We start from the raw sequence: 14987 nt of genomic DNA, 5'->3' as shown, positions 1-14987 counted from the left end.
GCGTGCATGGCGCGTGCGTGCAGCCTGAATGCCCGCTGCCCTGCGGTTCTGTCGAAGACGTTCTTCCCCGGCGGCAAGGGCAGCGCGTGCCGCCTGCCGATCAAGACGGGCTTGTTCCAGCGCCTGCTGGGCAGCGGTCAGGCGCTGCCTGCCGTCCTGCAGGGCTTGGGTCATCCCCGCACGCTCTGAGCCAGCTTTTTCCACAAGCTGCTGCGCCTGATCGCGCTGCGCCAGAATCTGGCCATGGCGGTCGAACAGGTCCTGCAGGGCGCGCAGCCGGGCATCGGCGGCCTGATGTTCAGCGCGGCGGGTGGCCAGAATCTGGGCAGCCCCGCGCGCGACCTCTTGCGCCGCGACCAGATCCTTGCGGGCCTGCATGTCCGTATCATCGGCGATCTCGCGTTCGATCACCTTCAGCCGGGCGCGGGCGGTGTCCAGTTCGGCAAAGCTGGCCTCCAGCCGCTCCAGCCGCTCGGCGGCCTGGCGGGCCGCTGTTTCGGCGGTCTCCAGTCGCTCGCGCGCCTCGGTCTGCCGCCCGCGCTTTTGTCCGGTTGGCGTCCAGTAGCGGACGGCCTGCTCCTCGATCCGGTCCCGCACCTTTCGGAAGCCCGGCCCTCCCATGATCGAGCCGACCTCCGCCTCGAGAGTGGAACGGACCGTGTCCCGCACAAGGGGGCCGGGTGCGGTGACGTCCAGGGCCTCGGTCTGCGCCACCCATAAAAGGCCCAGCGCGCCGTAGGACGAGGCGTCCCCCTTCTGGCTGGTGTCGCGCACCGAACCCAGAAGGGTATGCAGGCGGGCTTCGGCTTCGTCTCCCTGGGCACGACCCTGGGGGCCTGTCACCTCGACGGTCGGCGCCTTGAGAAAGCGCTTGGTCACCGACCAGGGACGCCCGTCGGCTTCGAACTCGACCCCTATTTCCGGACCAACGGCCTCGCCATGGGGGGCATAGGATTGTGCCAGCTGGTTCTTCGTGCCGTGGCGGACAAAGAAGGCGGCGCGCAGGGCCTCCATCAGGGTCGATTTGCCGGTCTCGTTCGGCTCGATGATGATGTTGAGGCCGTCGGTCAGCCCGTCGATGGTGACGGGGTTGCGGAACTTGCGAAAACCGTTGACCTGGATGCGGCGAAGTCGAAGGCTCATGCCTCCTCCCGGCTGTGTTCGATGAAAAGACGTTCAAGCGCGCGACGCGCCGTTGGCGCATCGGGTCCGCCTGCCGCGATGATGGCGGACAGCCGGGCTGCGGCGACCCCGAGGATGCCCTCGACAGCGAAGCGCGTCAGGTCATCCTCGCTTGGCCGTCCGACAAGATCGGTGGACTGGACATCCAGATGCCGCAGCCTGTGGACCAGATCGTTTTCCAGTTGTCCCAGCATGGCCACGCGGTCGGCCAGGCTGGTGATGCCCGCCAGCGAAAGCTGCAGCAGCGTGGCGGGCGGATCGATGCCGTCCATCAACTGCCGGATCTCGGCATCGAAGCCTGCGCGGTCGTGCACCGTCCAGTCACGGCGAAGCCATTGGAAGCGGCCGGTGCGCATGCGGGTCACCACCGGCGCACGATCCTGCCCCAGATCGACCAGCAGGGCCTGACCCGGCTCGTCCCGCTGGAACCGGTCGGTTTCGGGTGTGCCGGCATACCAGGTGCGGGCATCCACCTGCAGCACCCCATGCCAGTCGCCAAGCGCCAGATAATCCAGTTCCGAACGCTGGGCGCGATCGGGAACGATGTGGTTGAGGATTTCCCCCTTTGTCCCGAAATCGCGGATCGATCCGTGAGCCAGACCGATGCGCAGGCGCGCGCCCGGGGTGGCCATCCGGTCAAAGACTTCGGTAGGGTCGTCAAGGTTGTGCCGGTGCGTCAGCGGCGCCGGCAGAAGCCAGACCCCCGGTTCCATCTCTTGCGGCACAGGTTCGGTCAGGATCCGGATGCCATCGCCCGCGCGATGCCGGACCCGGTCCCACAAGCCGCCGTTGCGCGCAAAGTCGTGGTTGCCCGGCAGCAGCCACCAGCGGCAGGGGTGCCGCTCCATCCGCGAGATGGCCTGGACGATCGTCCGGTCCTCGGGGCCTTCGGTGTCGAAGACGTCCCCGGCCACCAGCACATGGCGCGCGCCATGCTGCCCCGCCGCCGCGCCGATGGCGTCGATGGCGTCAAAGCGCGCCTCGACCAGGGCGGCGCGCAGATCGGGGTCAAAGCGGCCGAAGGGTTTGCCCAATTGCCAGTCGGCGGAATGGAGGATCTTCATGCCGTGACTCGGGGGTACGGGCCGGTCGCAACAGGGTTCATCAATGAGGCTTTGTACAAACGGGACATCCTGGCCCCATCTTCGAGGAAAACTGCCGGGTCGTCCAGCACTCCGCACAGCAATGACGGGTTTTTGCAGGCGCGCACACCACCTGTGCATGATACGGAATCCCCTTGCGGCAGGATTCGGACTAGAGCGGGCAGGCAAGCAATCAGGTCACGCCCATGTACAAGAACACCCCCCGCAGCTATGGCCGCGTCGCCCGGACCTTTCACTGGCTGACGGTGCCGATCATTCTTGGCAATATCGGGCTGGGGCTTTGGGCGGTGCGCGTGCCGATGGAGAACGTGGCCCTGAAGGTCCAGCTGTTCTCGCTCCACAAGACGATGGGCGTGGCGGCGCTGCTGGTGGGCACGCTGCGCATCCTTTGGGCGCTGACGCAGCCACGCCCGGTCCCGCTCCACCCGCAGCGCCGGCTGGAGACGCTGCTGGCCGAAAGCGTCCACTGGCTGATCTATGCGTCGCTGGTGCTGGTCCCGCTGACCGGCTGGATCGAACATGCCGCGACCGAGGGTTATGCGCCGATCCTGTGGCCCTTGGGGCAGGGGTTGCCGCTTGTGCCGAAATCACCCGTGCTGGCCATGACCATGGCCGCGGTTCATCATGTCTTTGCCTGGCTTCTGATTGCGGCGGTGCTGCTGCATGTCGCAGGGGCGCTGAAGCACGCGCTGGTCGACCGCGACAGCGTGCTGGCTCGGATGCTGGCAGGTCGTGTGGCCGGCGGCGGTCATGGCGGCCGTCATGTCATGCCGGCATTGGTCGCAGTGGCCATGCTGACGGCCGGAACGGCCTATGCGCTGACGACCCGCCCCCAGGACGCACCCGCGCCGTCGCCGCTGGAACAGGCGGCCTCGGACTGGGAGGTGATCGAGGGCGATCTGGCCTTTTCGGTCCGCCAGATGGGGACGGAGGTGCAGGGCGGGTTTCGCGACTGGACGGCCTCCATTACGTTCGATCCTGCAACGGGCCAAGGTCAGGTGCGCGTAGTCATCGACATGGAAAGCGTCACCATCGGAACGGTAACGGAACAGGCGAAGGGCGCTGACTTCTTCGATGTGGCCAACAATCCGCTGGCAATCTTCGAAGGAACGATCCGTCCGGAAGGAGAAGGCTATGTCGCGCAAGGCCCGCTGTCGCTGAAAGGACAGGACATGCCGGTCTTGCTGCCCTTCACGCTCCAGATCCGCGACGGCGTGGCCACGATGGAGGGCCAGGCGATGCTGGACCGCCGTGACTGGCGCATCGGTGCCGGTTATCAGGACGAAGTAACGGTCGCCTTTCCAGTCAACCTGTCCATCAGCCTCAGCGCCCGCCGCTGACAACGAGTTGTGTGCATGGGCTGACATGATCTGTTCGCCCATCGCCAGTTGCCATCGGGGCCCGATCAAAGGACGGTGCGCCCATAACGAACGGAGATCATGATGCTCAAGACCACCTTGCTGACTGCCGCTTTTGCCCTTGGTGCCGGTGCTGCCCTGGCCGAACAGGCGGCCTATCAGTTCGACACCTCGCACAGCCAGATCGTGTTCAACTATGAGCACCTCGGCTTCTCGACCACGACAGGCATGTTCAGCGGCATCGAAGGCACGATCGCCTTTGACGCCGAAGATCCCGCCGCGTCGTCGGTCGAGGCACGCTTTCCTCTGGCTTCGCTGATGACTGGCGACAAGGGGCGCGACGAGCATTTTCTGTCGCCCGACCTCTTCGGCAGCGAGGCCAGCGCACCCGAGGTGACCTTTGCCTCGACCGGCATCGAGGTCACGGGTGAGAACACTGCCCTGATCACGGGCGACCTGACGCTGAACGGTGTCACCAAGGAAGTCGTGCTGGATACCGTGCTGAACCAGCAGGGCAGCCACCCGATGGAAAACAAGCCGTGGCTGGGTTTCAATGCCACCACCACGCTTGTGCGCAGCGACTTCAACCTGGGCATGTTCGCCCCCGCCGTGTCCGACGACGTCAAAGTCGCGATCTCGGTTGAGGCGATGGCCGCAGAGTGATTTCTGCGCCGGGCTCGCGGCCGCGTTGCCGCGGGCCCGTTCAGGTTGGCGTTCCGGTGATCCGGGGCGCCGCCTGCAGCATGGCCGAGTAACACTGGATGTTTCCGGACGGCAGTCTGCACAGGCCCCGGCAGCGTACCAGCACCTGAAACAAGAGACCGACGATCGTCAGCCAGCCTGCTGCCCGATCGGGATCTGGCGGTTCATGGCCCTCCCCTTGGACAAATTCGGCCCCTCAGTCTTTTCCCTTTCAGCCAGAATGGTGACAGACCCGTTCCGCATAGTATTCTACTCGTGATCTGAGCAAGGAAAACAGAGTTTGCTCGGAGAAGAAGCACGGCCTGCCTGCACGAAATCATCCTATGTGCTTGCAGCTTGAAAGTAACGCTTTTAAGCGAAACATCTTCCATAGAGTGCAAATTTAGACAACTATAAGTTGATAACTTCGGATGAAGGCACTTTTCTGCCCTTTGCACGGGTGGATTGAAAATTGATGTGGGACAAGCACCCTTTTGCGTCGCAGGACTTCTGCAGCCTGCGTGACGCAGGACCTGTGACAGATACCCAGTTGGGCTTCGTCGCTGTCGGCAATGATGGCGGCGGTCCTGGGACCCATGTCGAGCAGATCGTTCTTGATGCGCCAATGTTGCTGCTGGCCCCGGAGCGGCTGAGGGCGGCGTGGCAGGAACTGGCCAAGCGGCATGAGGCGCTGCGCATGATTCTCCGCGCGGACGAGACGGGAATGTCTGTTTGTTCGTTTCGTCCCAGCCCTTGGTGGATCTGCGGCGGTTGGACTGGTCGCACCTGTCACGAGTGGATGGTCTGGATCAGGAACAGAAGGCACTTCTTGCCGCGGATCAGGACGAGGGGGCGGACCCTGCAAATGGCCCCGGCTGGCGTGTGACCTGCATCAATCTTGGGAAAGGGCGCGGCCGGCTTGTCTGGACGATCCACCATGCGCTGATCGACGGAACCAGCATGGAGATCGTGCTTGCGGAGTTGTGGGCCCTGCTGAATCATCATGCCTTGGCGGATCCGTTCGCACCCAAGTTCGCCAAAGCGGCGGCGCGCCTGAAGCAAGTCGACAGGAACGCTGCACAGGATGTTTTTGCCCGAATGCTTGCCCCCGCAGAGCAAGCAGCCTTGTTCAATCTGTCCGCCGCTGATGAGCCGGCGCGCATGGTGCACCTGTGCCGGACACTGGACGAAACCCAGTCCCAAGCCATTCGGGCTGCCGCCGCACGGGTGGAGGCAACGCCGTTGAACGTGGTGCAGGCGGTCTGGGCAATGGTTCTCGCGCGCTGGACAGGCCAGCCTGGCGCCTGTTTCGGGCTGGTCGACTCGGGCCGCTCCCGCCATCCCGATCTTCGGCAAACGGTGGGATGCCTGATCTCGACCGTGCCGCTGCAGATCCCCTTGCCCGGAACGTCGTGCATTGGTGATCTGCTGACAACGCTGCGTCGGCTTACGCTGGAAATGCGTCCGCACGCCCAGGCCTCCCTGACTGATATCCGAAGGTGGGGCGGGCGCAGCGGCGCTGTGCCGCTGTTCGACACGGTGCTGCTTTATGCACGGGGCACGCTTGGAGCACAGCTGTCTCGTCGCGGCTGCGGCTGGTCTGACGTGCGGCTGATTGAAGAGGGCGGCGCCCTTGCCACCCTTTCGGTCTATGACGACCCCCAATTGCAGGTCATCCTGGAGCATGACCCGTCCCGGCTGACGCCCGACCGGGCAGAGCGGATGCTGGGGCACGTCGTCCGGCTGCTGGCGGCGATCGGTCAGGCCGACCCCGCCACGCTGCTGAGCGACCTGGAAATGCTGGATCAGGACGAAACATCGCAGCTTCTGGCAGCGGGGCAACCGCTGCCGGTGACTGCTTCGGGACCCCCGTGCATTGCCACGCGTTTCGAAACGGTGGCGCGGGCACGGCCGGATCAGCCAGCCATCATCGAAGCGGCTTCCGGTCGACAGGTCGATTTCGGCATGTTGGACAGGCTGGCCAACGGGCTGGCTTGGCAGCTTTCCGACATGGGGCTGGGGTGCGAGAATGTCGTTGCAGTGGCTCTGCCGCGTGGGATTGATCACATCACCGCCATGCTGGCGGCCCTGAAGTCCGGGGCCGCCTTTCTGGCGCTGGATGTCGAGCAACCGCCCGAATACCTGGCCACGCAGATGCAGAGCGTCGGTGCCCGTGTGTTGATCGGCCCTGGCGACCTTGCAGCGGCACTGCCGGATGTGGTTCATGTCCCTCCCCTTGGCGTGCAAAGGGCGGATGCCCCGCCACGCCCCGTGCCGCAGCATGACCGCTTGGCCTATCTGATCCATACCTCGGGTTCGACCGGTCGCCCCAAGGCCGTCATGGGGCTGACCGGGGCGCTGTCTGCGCATGCTGATGCGGTCCGCGACTGTTTTGCACTGACGGACCGGGACCGCGTGCTGCAGTTTGCGTCCTTGTCCTTTGACGTGATGCTGGAAGAGGTCTGGCCGACGCTTTTGACAGGCGCCATGGTGGTGACGCGCGATGCCCGTCCCATCGGTTCCATTGCCGGCCTGCTGGAACTGGTCGAGGAGCAGGGCGTGATGGTCCTCAACCTACCGGCGAGCTATTGGCATCAGATGGCTCTGGGGCTGGCGGACCAGCCGCAGCCCTTGCCTTCGTCTCTCCGCCTTCTGGTGACTGGCAGCGAGCGGATCTCTCCGACTGCCTTCCGGCAATGGCGGGACCTGGCACCGGGGATCGATTTCATCAACGGTTACGGACCGACCGAGACGACCGTCACCTGCACCGCATGGCATGCCCCACCGAATCACGACAATGGCGATTTGCCTATCGGACGGCCCTTGGGACATGCGCTGGCCCTGCTGCGCGCGCCCGATGGCACCCTGACGCCCGAGGGCGGCGAGGGTCTGTTGTGGATTGGCAGGGCTGCTGTCACGCGGGGCTATTTCCAGGATGAGGTCCAGACAAGCGCGGCCTTTGGTCCGGATCCATGGCATCCGGGCGGGCGCCTTTATGGCACGGGGGACAGGGCTAGGTGGCGGGAGGATGGCTAGCTGATGTTCCTCGGCCGCAACGACCGGCAGATCAAGCTGCGCGGGCACAGGATCGACCTTGCGCAGATCCAGGCCACCGATCTTCTGCGCCACCCGACCCCCCTGACCTTGGCGCAGATGATGCGGGAAGGTGACCGACAGGAACAGTGTCTTGTGCCCATCCAGCCCGGAGGTCGGCAGGTGCCAATCTTCGCCGTGCATGTCCTTGGTCGCAACCAAGAGCTGTTTCGGCCGCTGTCTGCTGCACTTGGACCGGATTATCCTTTTCATGGGCTGACCGTTGGCATCCCCGAAAATTTGCGCCAGATTGACGTCAGGCGCACGGCCCGCGCTTATTTCAAGGAATTGCAGACAAGCTTTCCGAACCAGCCGGTCTGCCTGATTGCGGTGTCGATGGCGGCTTACTTCGCATTCGAACTGGCGCAACTGCTGCGCGCCGCCGGTCGCGAGGTGCGGGTTCTTGCCATCCTTGATGCGATGGGGCCGGGCGGACGTCCTTCCCTGACCGGCTGGCCCAAGCTGCGGGCCCATATCGGCCAGATCCGCCGGCAGGGGATAGGGCATGTCCGGTCCCTGACGGGCCTCATCCCGCCGCGCCATCCCGAGGCACCCCCACAGGCGCAGGATCTGCCCGACATGAATGCGTTGATCGAGGCAAATGTTATTGCGGTTTCCGCCTATGCGCCTCGGCCCTATGACGGCAGGATCGCCGTGTTTCGCGCTGACAGCAGCTTTTGGGACGCCCCTGAAGCGCTGGCCTCGGGCCTGGGATGGGCCTCCGTCGCGCAGCGCGGGATTGAACTGCACGATCTGCCCGGCGACCATCTGTCCATCCTGCAGCCGGGAAATGTCGAGGTGCTGGCCAGACATCTGCAGCGTCTGATCGCGCAGGCGGAGGATCTCGGCCAGCCGATCCATACCCGGCAAGATGCGTCATGAGTTCGGACACTCTTTGCGCTGCGGCAGCGATAGACCGGCGGCAAGAATCTCTGGTATGGAGGCCCGAAAAGGCTGCCGCACGACAGGAGAGCGGAGCCTGACAATGCAGCATCCGTGAGCTACTCGTACGGGGCGAACGGGCGATGCTCGGCAGCCCTTGCAGGAAACATTGCTTGACGGGGTCGATTTTCCTTGCATGGTCGGGCTGCAGGCAGGGGGCGGAAAAGGGCCGCCAAGTATCGTACTGGCTGTGCTGACAAGTTACCAATGTCGGAATATGCGGACTTTGGGCGCTTTGTTCCAGAGGGCGCGTCCGTCCAGATGACCGACATTTTTTTACAGGATGAAGATGATGCAGTTTAATGTCGGACCCGAGGAAATTGCCCTGACGGTTCCGGACAGGCAGGCGCTTCTGTCCATCATCGAAGATCGTCTGGCCGTGAAGCAGGGGTTTGCCCTTGCCACATTGAATGTCGACCACCTGGAAAAGCTGCGCTCGGACCCACGCTTTCGCAAGGCATACGCTGCCCACGACTTGATCGTGGCGGACGGAAACCCTATCGTCTGGCTGGCGCGTCTGGGCGGGCACAAGGTGTCGCTGGTACCTGGCTCGGAACTGGTGGAGCCATTGTGCCGGATTGCAGCCGCGCAGGGGCGGGCCGTCGCGATTGTTGCCGGAACGCGTGAAGGGGGGTCGGCGGCGGCTGGCCGCTTGACCGACAGCATTCCCGGTCTGGAAATCGCCTTGGTGGATGCGCCCGGCTTCCCCTTTGATCCCGAAAGCGGCGAGGCCGACGAGATCATGGACCGAATCAATGCCAGCGGAGCCGGATTGTGCCTTCTGGCCTTGGGAGCACCGCGGCAAGAGGTCTTTGCCATGCGCGCGCGTCTTCATTGCCCCTCGGTGGGTTTCGCCTCGATCGGGGCGGGCATCGACTTCATCGCGGGCCGGCAGCGGCGGGCCCCGGGGATCGTGCGCACAGTCAAGATGGAATGGCTGTGGCGGGCATCGCTGAGTCCCACGCGTCTGGGCCCGCGCTATCTTCGCGGCGCCCTGATCCTGCCAGGCCACGCATTGCGCGCTTTCAGGGCACGGGGTGCAGGCCGAAAGGCGCGCTGACCTCGCCGCTGGTCCAGCGTGGCTCTAGTCAGGTGCCGGATGTCAAGCGCGGAAAAACGGATGCAGCGGATGCCGCAGCAATCTGTGAAGCTTTGACCAGACACTACAAGAGTTGTGCCCGTAAAGAGCGAAGCCCTATCGGCTGCGCTTGTCCTACGTCGGGCACGAAATTTCTTGTCAAACAGGCCATTCAGACCGGCATGCGAGCCGCACCCCCATGACCGAATACGGGATCGTGGCGGCGAAGGGGGCAAGCGCTTTTCGACCAAAGGTTAAACGGGTTCCTGTTCATCGCCCCATATCAGTGGCGATGAGCCTTGGTGTGTCGCTTCTCCTAAATACGTGGCCGATCACGCGGTTGCCTTAAAGTACTCAGCCAATTGTCTTGGCCATGCTCGCCTTCGCGGATGTTTCTGCCATGAAACCTCGGTGTGGTAACAGGTTCTCATAAAAGGCTGTAGGCCCATGTGATCCAGCCAAGGCACGCATGCCGGACATCAGGCTGCTTCGGCTCTTGATGTGAAGGGTCTGCCATTTGACAAATCGGAGCTGCATAAGAATGCCATAAGAAAACGCGGTTAATGGCGGCGCTGTGGAGGTCAGTGGGTTTGGCCATAGGTGATTGACTATGAGATCCCCTTTCCGCGCCAGCCGCAAGCCAATCGCGGCCAGCAGTCGACTTGCCGTGATCGCCGCCATTGCCTTGCGCAACTGACTGCAGGTTCCCGTTACGCCTCGGGGTCAGCGTGTTGCTCCGACCGGATTCCGGAAGCGTGTCGCAGTTGCGCATAGCTTATGATCCTTCTCGGCAGGGGCGAATGCCCGCTGACTAAGCTCAAGAGAATATGGCCGGGCCATCCGCAGGCCCATACCTGCTAAAAGTCAGCGAGGTACAGGTCAGACAATGGCAAATGCTGAACCGCCGGGGGCGCAGAACGCTCTAGGACAGCAGCCAAGCTGTCAGCGCCAGGCCCAGCAGCCCGAAAAACAGGTCGTGCAGACCGTCCCAGGCGCCATGCCGCCGCGCGATGCGGATCAGCATCGGATAAGCCAGAATGGCCGCCAATGCCTGCCCCAGAAGCGCGCCCTCGATCCCGCCTTGCCTGGCGCCGATCATGAAGAACGACAGGAACAGGACCGCCCGCACTAGCGTGACCCAGAAGAAGCCGCGAGAGTCCCCCGCAGCCAGTGCCGCCTGGTCATAGCTGAGGCCGATCAACGCCGGAATGCTGGCCAAGGCGATCAGCGTGACCATCCCCCCGGCATCCTGATAGCGTGCGTCATACATCAGGGCCACCAGATGCGATCCCGAAGCTGCGAATATGGCCAGCAGCAGCAGGAAGCTGGCTGTCAAACCTGCCCGCATGATCCTGACACGATGCAGGCGACGCGGCGTCGGCTCTTCGGAGGTGGTGCGATAGATCGGGATCATGAGGCGCGAAATGATCGTGTTGCCCAACATCAGGGGGAAACTGGCCAGAAAGAACGCGATGTTGTAGACGCCCAGCTCGGACAGGGACAGGTAGCGCGCCAGAACCGCCTTGTCCCCCTGCGCAATCGCAAACCCCACCACCGTCGAAGGCAGGATCCATTTGCCAAAACGCATCAGTTCGGCCACGGCATCCCTGTCCCAGCGGAACCGGTTCGGCTTGCCCGGCAGCATTCGCGCCACCATCACCACCTTGATGATCGCACCCAGGATCAGGCCGATGACTAGAGCCCAGGCGGAGTTCATCAAAGCCGCAAGAATGACGGTCACGATGGTCGATGCCGCAGTGGAAAGAACCTCGACCAGAGTCATGCGGCCCATGCGCAGATGCCGGTTGGCAGATTCCATCTTGGTGGACATGACGCCGTAGATGACGGCGGTAAAGCCTGCAACCGGCAGATACCACACCAGTTCGGGAACGTCATAGAACCGCGCAGCGGGAACAGCCAGGATGCAGCATCCCAGCCATAGCATGACGCCGCGGATGGCCTGCATCGTGAAGGCGGTATCCAGAAATGTCTGATCGTCTCCGCGCCGGCTTTGGAGAATGGCCGGGGTGATCCCGACATCCGAAAAATTGTTCAGGCCCTGGATCATGACCATGATCAGCGCCATCAGACCGAAAACGTCGGGGAACAGCAGCCGCGTCAGGATCAGGTTGGAAACCAGGCGGATGCCCTGCATGGCACCGAAGCCGACGACGGTCAGTGCCGAACTGCGCAGCGCACGCTGCACCAGAGTTTCTCCGCCAAGGAGAGTCCCGATCCTTGTCCACCACATTCTTGTCAGTCTGCCTGCATCGCGGACCAGATGGCATCCGCTGTTGTGTCATAAGCGGCGGCGAAAGCCGCGTCGATGCTGTCCGGCAGCGGCAACCCGGCAGGCGGCGGAGCGGCATACAGCGCCGCAAAGGTGATCATGGCCGCCAGAAAATAGGTGGTGGCTGTCCCATGGGGCGAAAGATCCGAATAGAAGACGTCCGTCGACAGCGCCGAAAGAGGTTCGCTGTTCAGCACTTGGGCCATGATGCGGCCAACGGGGATCAGTTCAATTCGGGCATCGGGGCGCTCGGCCGACAGGCGGGCGACATAATCGTCGTACCAATCCGCATACTGTCCCTGCGCATAGTTATAGTATTGCTTCATTTGCTCCGAAGTCGCCGGCAGGCTTTTTGCGAAAGGATTCAGATCTGCCCAGCCTTCGTAGATCATGAAGCGCTGCGTGCCCGAGTTTGCCAGAACCCAATCAAGAATGACAAGGGTCGCACCCAAGGGCGTCGCGTTGTCGGGATTGTCGCCCAGATAGGGCTCATCGACCCGGTTGTACTGGATGAAGTTCTCGGGATTCAGGATGACCGTGTCGAATGCGGCGTCGCGAAAGCTTTCGGTATAAGGGTCCCACGCTCCAGATACTGCAGGAAAATTCCAGTTGGCGTGGGGCGGCAGTTCATCCGCCATGTCGCGAGGAAAACCCCAGCGGCCCTCGGCGGCGAAGGTGCGCCCGTCAGCCTCGGCCATCAGAGCCAGCCAATGCGGCACCGCCGTCTCGGGACTGTCAGTCAGATGATGGATCAGGCTGTTGCCGAAGAAATACACCCAGGCCTCGTCGTGCCCGGTATCGGCGCTGGCCATTTGAACAAGCCCGGAAAGCCAGATCAGCGCGATGGCGGCCAGACTGCGGATGGCCGAGAATTTCATGTCGTTTCCCTTGCACCGGATGGCAGCGGGCGCAGCGTCAACAGATGAGGCTGTTTCGGCGCCTTGAGCAATAGTGCATCCTTAACGCGCTGACGCAATGACCTGTCGGGAATCATCTCTCGATTTTTAAGGAAAGTGGCGCCATGCAGTTCCGGCCGGAAATCCAGTGCCAGAGCAGCCCCCCATGGGGCGGCCTTGGAGGGTGGGATGCCATGGGCAACCCCGGTGCGGGTGGCCAGAATACCGGGGATCCACTCGCTGACCGTCACTGCCGGCAGGTGCCGCGCCAGATCGACCGTCAGAGCGCGCGAAAACGCACGCGCCCCGGCCTTGGACACCGCATAACCCATCTGCCCGGGCACGGGTGCATCACCGGCAAAGCTGCCTACGTTGATGATCCGCCCTCGGCCCTGCTTCAGCATTGCGGGCAGAAGCGCTGCCGTCGCATTGATCTGCCCGCAACAGTTGATCTGGACATGTTCCACGATGTCCTCGGCCAACATGCCGGTAAACTCGCGCTTCAGGAAGATGGCGGCGTTGTTGATCAGGATCGTCGGTGGACCGATACGGTCCTCGATCTTGCCGGCAATGTCGCGCATCAGTGCAGGCTGCGAGACGTCACCGACCATTCCTGTAAAGCGCCCGGGCGCGCATGCCTTGGCCGTTTCCGCAAGCTGCACCTCATTACGTGCAACCCCGACCACATGCAGTCCGCGTGCTGCCAGGCAGGCTGCCAAGGCCCGGCCAAGGCCGCAGCTGGCCCCGGTTACCACGGCGATCATTCCATCGTGTTGCTCTGTCATCCACTCATCCGATGACGGGCAGTGATGGCATCGGCAACGCGCAGGGCGTTGGCTACAATGGTCAATCCTGGATTAACCCCGGTCGAACTTGGCATGAAACTGGAATCCGTGACATAAAGGTTGTTCAAATCGTGGGCCTTGCAATTCGGGTCCAGAACGCCCTTGGACGAATCCTTTGAGAACCGCAATGTTCCGCAGGGATGTGCGATGTTCAGTTCCGGCGCATGATTGAGATACAAGGAGCGCAGGCCGCCAAGCCGCTTCTTAAGCAATCGACGGAAACGGCGCCGCCGCGCCAGAAGCTCGTCCGACATCGTATAATCATAGATGATCGCATCCGGGCGCTGCGGGTCGAAGCGGACGCGGTTTTCGTCATCGGCCAGATCCTCGAGGATGGCAGCAAAAACGCGCGCCTCGCCCAGGAACTGTGCGGCCGCATAGGCCGGAATGCGCAGAAACTGCTGGCCCAGGGGAAGCCGCCGCAAGGGGGAGGTCTGGTAGCGCTGCCGCAGCACGTAAAGGATGTTGCCGTAGCTGGCCGGCAAGCCCAGCGACTGGAACAACCCCATCCTGTCCGGACCGTCGCGATACAGATCGCGCATCGAGAAGGTCTTGGCCGGACCGGGGGAAGATACGGGGGCACCGCGCGGCGGCCAGACGGCAATGCGCTCGTTGATGTGGAACATCAGTCCACGGCCGACCAGCCCGCTGGAATTGGCGCAGCCCTGCGGCCATGCTTCGCTGGCCGAGGCCATCAAGAGGCGCGGCGACCCCAGACCTCCGGCGGCCAGGACATAGGTGCGCGCCTGCAGCCGCCGCTCGCGGCCGTCGTGGCGGATCCGGACGCTCCCGATCGTTTGGCCTTCGCCCGAAAAACCCAGCACCGTCGCGCCCGGCAACACAGCGGCGCGACCTGTCGCCAAGGCCGGTTCCACCCCTGCCGAGCGTCCGTCCATCTTGCAGGGTTTAGGGCATTTGCGGCCGATGCACTCCATGCAGCCGTCCAACTGCCGGATGCCGAGATGGGCGCGGTAAGGATGCAGGCCGGCCGCCTCCAGCGCCGCCCCGAGCGCGGCATCGCGGGGCGCCAAGGGCCGAGGCGTGGCAAGGCTCATGGCTGGCTGTCCCAAAGGATCGGGAGTCCCGTTGACGCCCATCACCTCGCGCGCGCGGTCGAACCAGGGCGCGAACGCGTCGTACCCAAGCGGCCAGCCGCCGGTCGGATGGGTCATGTCGGGCAGGGAGTCCAGATCATGCCGTTCGGGCTGTTCCATCGCTGCCGCGTAAAAGACCGACGTGCCGCCGATGCCGACCCCTTGCGCGCCCCAGCTTGTCGTGAAGACCCCGTTCACCGTGGAGTCCACGGGAACCGGCCAACAGCCGGCTTGTTCGCGCGGCTCAGGGTCGTTCTGGTCGGAATCCATGCTGGTCTGGGCGGTGCGAGCGACGTCTGGCCCCCGTTCCAGAAACAGGACCGACAGTCCTGCCTCAGCCAGCGCACGACCACAGAGACCTCCGCCCAATCCGGCGCCGATCACGACCGCGTCCCAGTGCCTGTCGAATACATTATCCATCTGTG

Annotated in this window: 12 protein-coding genes and 2 pseudogenes; 7 read left to right on the top strand and 7 right to left on the bottom strand. The window is 63.5% G+C overall.

All coding sequences use genetic code 11. The annotated features are described in order from the left end of the window. Together ACLHHB_RS02190 and ACLHHB_RS02185 are read right to left on the bottom strand one after the other, a co-directional pair. A partial coding sequence (locus ACLHHB_RS02190) for an AAA family ATPase (RefSeq protein ID WP_410216642.1) occupies positions 1 to 1143 on the bottom strand: 1143 nt, incomplete at its 3' end. Further along, on the bottom strand, positions 1140 to 2246 hold the full coding sequence (locus ACLHHB_RS02185) for an exonuclease SbcCD subunit D (RefSeq protein WP_410216641.1): 1107 nt from the start codon (positions 2244 to 2246) through the stop codon (positions 1140 to 1142). The genes ACLHHB_RS02185 and ACLHHB_RS02190, both read right to left, overlap by 4 nt. Before the next feature lie 224 nt (positions 2247 to 2470). Here ACLHHB_RS02185 and ACLHHB_RS02180 point away from each other — a divergent pair, with 224 nt between their 5' ends. The 7 genes and pseudogenes from ACLHHB_RS02180 to ACLHHB_RS02150 form a co-directional block, all read left to right on the top strand. After that, entirely contained in the window at positions 2471 to 3625 is a 1155-nt protein-coding gene (locus ACLHHB_RS02180; protein WP_410216640.1) for a cytochrome b/b6 domain-containing protein, read from the top strand. A 99-nt stretch (positions 3626 to 3724) separates the two neighbouring features. After that, positions 3725 to 4306, top strand: a complete 582-nt coding sequence (locus ACLHHB_RS02175) for a YceI family protein (protein ID WP_410216639.1) — start codon at positions 3725 to 3727, stop codon at positions 4304 to 4306. Positions 4307 to 5053: 747 nt separating this feature from the next. Beyond that, a pseudogene (locus ACLHHB_RS02170) lies at positions 5054 to 6142 on the top strand (condensation domain-containing protein); the annotation flags it as partial. Further along, on the top strand, positions 6122 to 7360 hold the full coding sequence (locus tag ACLHHB_RS02165) for an AMP-binding protein (RefSeq protein ID WP_410216644.1): 1239 nt from the start codon (positions 6122 to 6124) through the stop codon (positions 7358 to 7360). The pseudogene ACLHHB_RS02170 and the gene ACLHHB_RS02165, both read left to right, overlap by 21 nt. A gap of 3 nt (positions 7361 to 7363) precedes the next feature. Then, positions 7364 to 8299: a thioesterase domain-containing protein gene (locus ACLHHB_RS02160; protein ID WP_410216638.1), complete on the top strand. Its 936-nt coding sequence runs from the start codon at positions 7364 to 7366 to the stop codon at positions 8297 to 8299. Positions 8300 to 8648: 349 nt separating this feature from the next. Beyond that, positions 8649 to 9419: a WecB/TagA/CpsF family glycosyltransferase gene (locus ACLHHB_RS02155; protein ID WP_410216637.1), complete on the top strand. Its 771-nt coding sequence runs from the start codon at positions 8649 to 8651 to the stop codon at positions 9417 to 9419. A 35-nt stretch (positions 9420 to 9454) separates the two neighbouring features. Further along, positions 9455 to 9672 (top strand): annotated as a pseudogene (locus ACLHHB_RS02150) (IS110 family transposase); the annotation flags it as partial. Positions 9673 to 9791: 119 nt separating this feature from the next. On the opposite strand, the gene ACLHHB_RS02145 reads toward ACLHHB_RS02150, so the two are convergent. From ACLHHB_RS02145 to ACLHHB_RS02125, 5 genes are all read right to left on the bottom strand, one after another. Beyond that, on the bottom strand, positions 9792 to 10118 hold the full coding sequence (locus ACLHHB_RS02145; protein ID WP_410216636.1) for a hypothetical protein: 327 nt from the start codon (positions 10116 to 10118) through the stop codon (positions 9792 to 9794). A gap of 241 nt (positions 10119 to 10359) precedes the next feature. Beyond that, a complete protein-coding gene (locus ACLHHB_RS02140) occupies positions 10360 to 11643 on the bottom strand; it encodes an oligosaccharide flippase family protein (RefSeq protein ID WP_410216635.1) in 1284 nt (427 codons plus the stop codon). Positions 11644 to 11693: 50 nt separating this feature from the next. Next, positions 11694 to 12605, bottom strand: coding sequence for a hypothetical protein (locus ACLHHB_RS02135; RefSeq protein WP_410216634.1), 912 nt, complete (start codon positions 12603 to 12605; stop codon positions 11694 to 11696). Then, complete coding sequence (locus tag ACLHHB_RS02130; protein WP_410216633.1) at positions 12602 to 13408, bottom strand: SDR family oxidoreductase; 807 nt, start codon at positions 13406 to 13408, stop codon at positions 12602 to 12604. The genes ACLHHB_RS02135 and ACLHHB_RS02130 overlap by 4 nt, the downstream gene beginning before the upstream one ends. Further along, positions 13405 to 14982, bottom strand: a complete 1578-nt coding sequence (locus ACLHHB_RS02125) for a GMC oxidoreductase (protein WP_410216632.1) — start codon at positions 14980 to 14982, stop codon at positions 13405 to 13407. The genes ACLHHB_RS02130 and ACLHHB_RS02125 overlap by 4 nt, the downstream gene beginning before the upstream one ends. Positions 14983 to 14987 lie beyond the last annotated feature (5 nt).

The organism is Paracoccus sp. (in: a-proteobacteria) (assembly GCF_046462195.1).
Taxonomy (GTDB): Bacteria; Pseudomonadota; Alphaproteobacteria; order Rhodobacterales; family Rhodobacteraceae; genus Paracoccus.
The sequence above is the reverse complement of the archived record's forward strand: the minus strand, read 5'-3'. Positions and strand labels throughout refer to the sequence as shown.

Coding starts and splice junctions, on each gene's coding strand:
- ACLHHB_RS02185 (WP_410216641.1), bottom strand. CDS start 2,246: ATGAAGATCCTCCATTCCGCCGACTGGCAATTGGGCAAACCCTTCGGC.
- ACLHHB_RS02180 (WP_410216640.1), top strand. CDS start 2,471: ATGTACAAGAACACCCCCCGCAGCTATGGCCGCGTCGCCCGGACCTTT.
- ACLHHB_RS02175 (WP_410216639.1), top strand. CDS start 3,725: ATGATGCTCAAGACCACCTTGCTGACTGCCGCTTTTGCCCTTGGTGCC.
- ACLHHB_RS02165 (WP_410216644.1), top strand. CDS start 6,122: ATGCTGGATCAGGACGAAACATCGCAGCTTCTGGCAGCGGGGCAACCG.
- ACLHHB_RS02160 (WP_410216638.1), top strand. CDS start 7,364: ATGTTCCTCGGCCGCAACGACCGGCAGATCAAGCTGCGCGGGCACAGG.
- ACLHHB_RS02155 (WP_410216637.1), top strand. CDS start 8,649: ATGATGCAGTTTAATGTCGGACCCGAGGAAATTGCCCTGACGGTTCCG.
- ACLHHB_RS02145 (WP_410216636.1), bottom strand. CDS start 10,118: ATGGCGGCGATCACGGCAAGTCGACTGCTGGCCGCGATTGGCTTGCGG.
- ACLHHB_RS02135 (WP_410216634.1), bottom strand. CDS start 12,605: ATGAAATTCTCGGCCATCCGCAGTCTGGCCGCCATCGCGCTGATCTGG.
- ACLHHB_RS02130 (WP_410216633.1), bottom strand. CDS start 13,408: ATGACAGAGCAACACGATGGAATGATCGCCGTGGTAACCGGGGCCAGC.
- ACLHHB_RS02125 (WP_410216632.1), bottom strand. CDS start 14,982: ATGGATAATGTATTCGACAGGCACTGGGACGCGGTCGTGATCGGCGCC.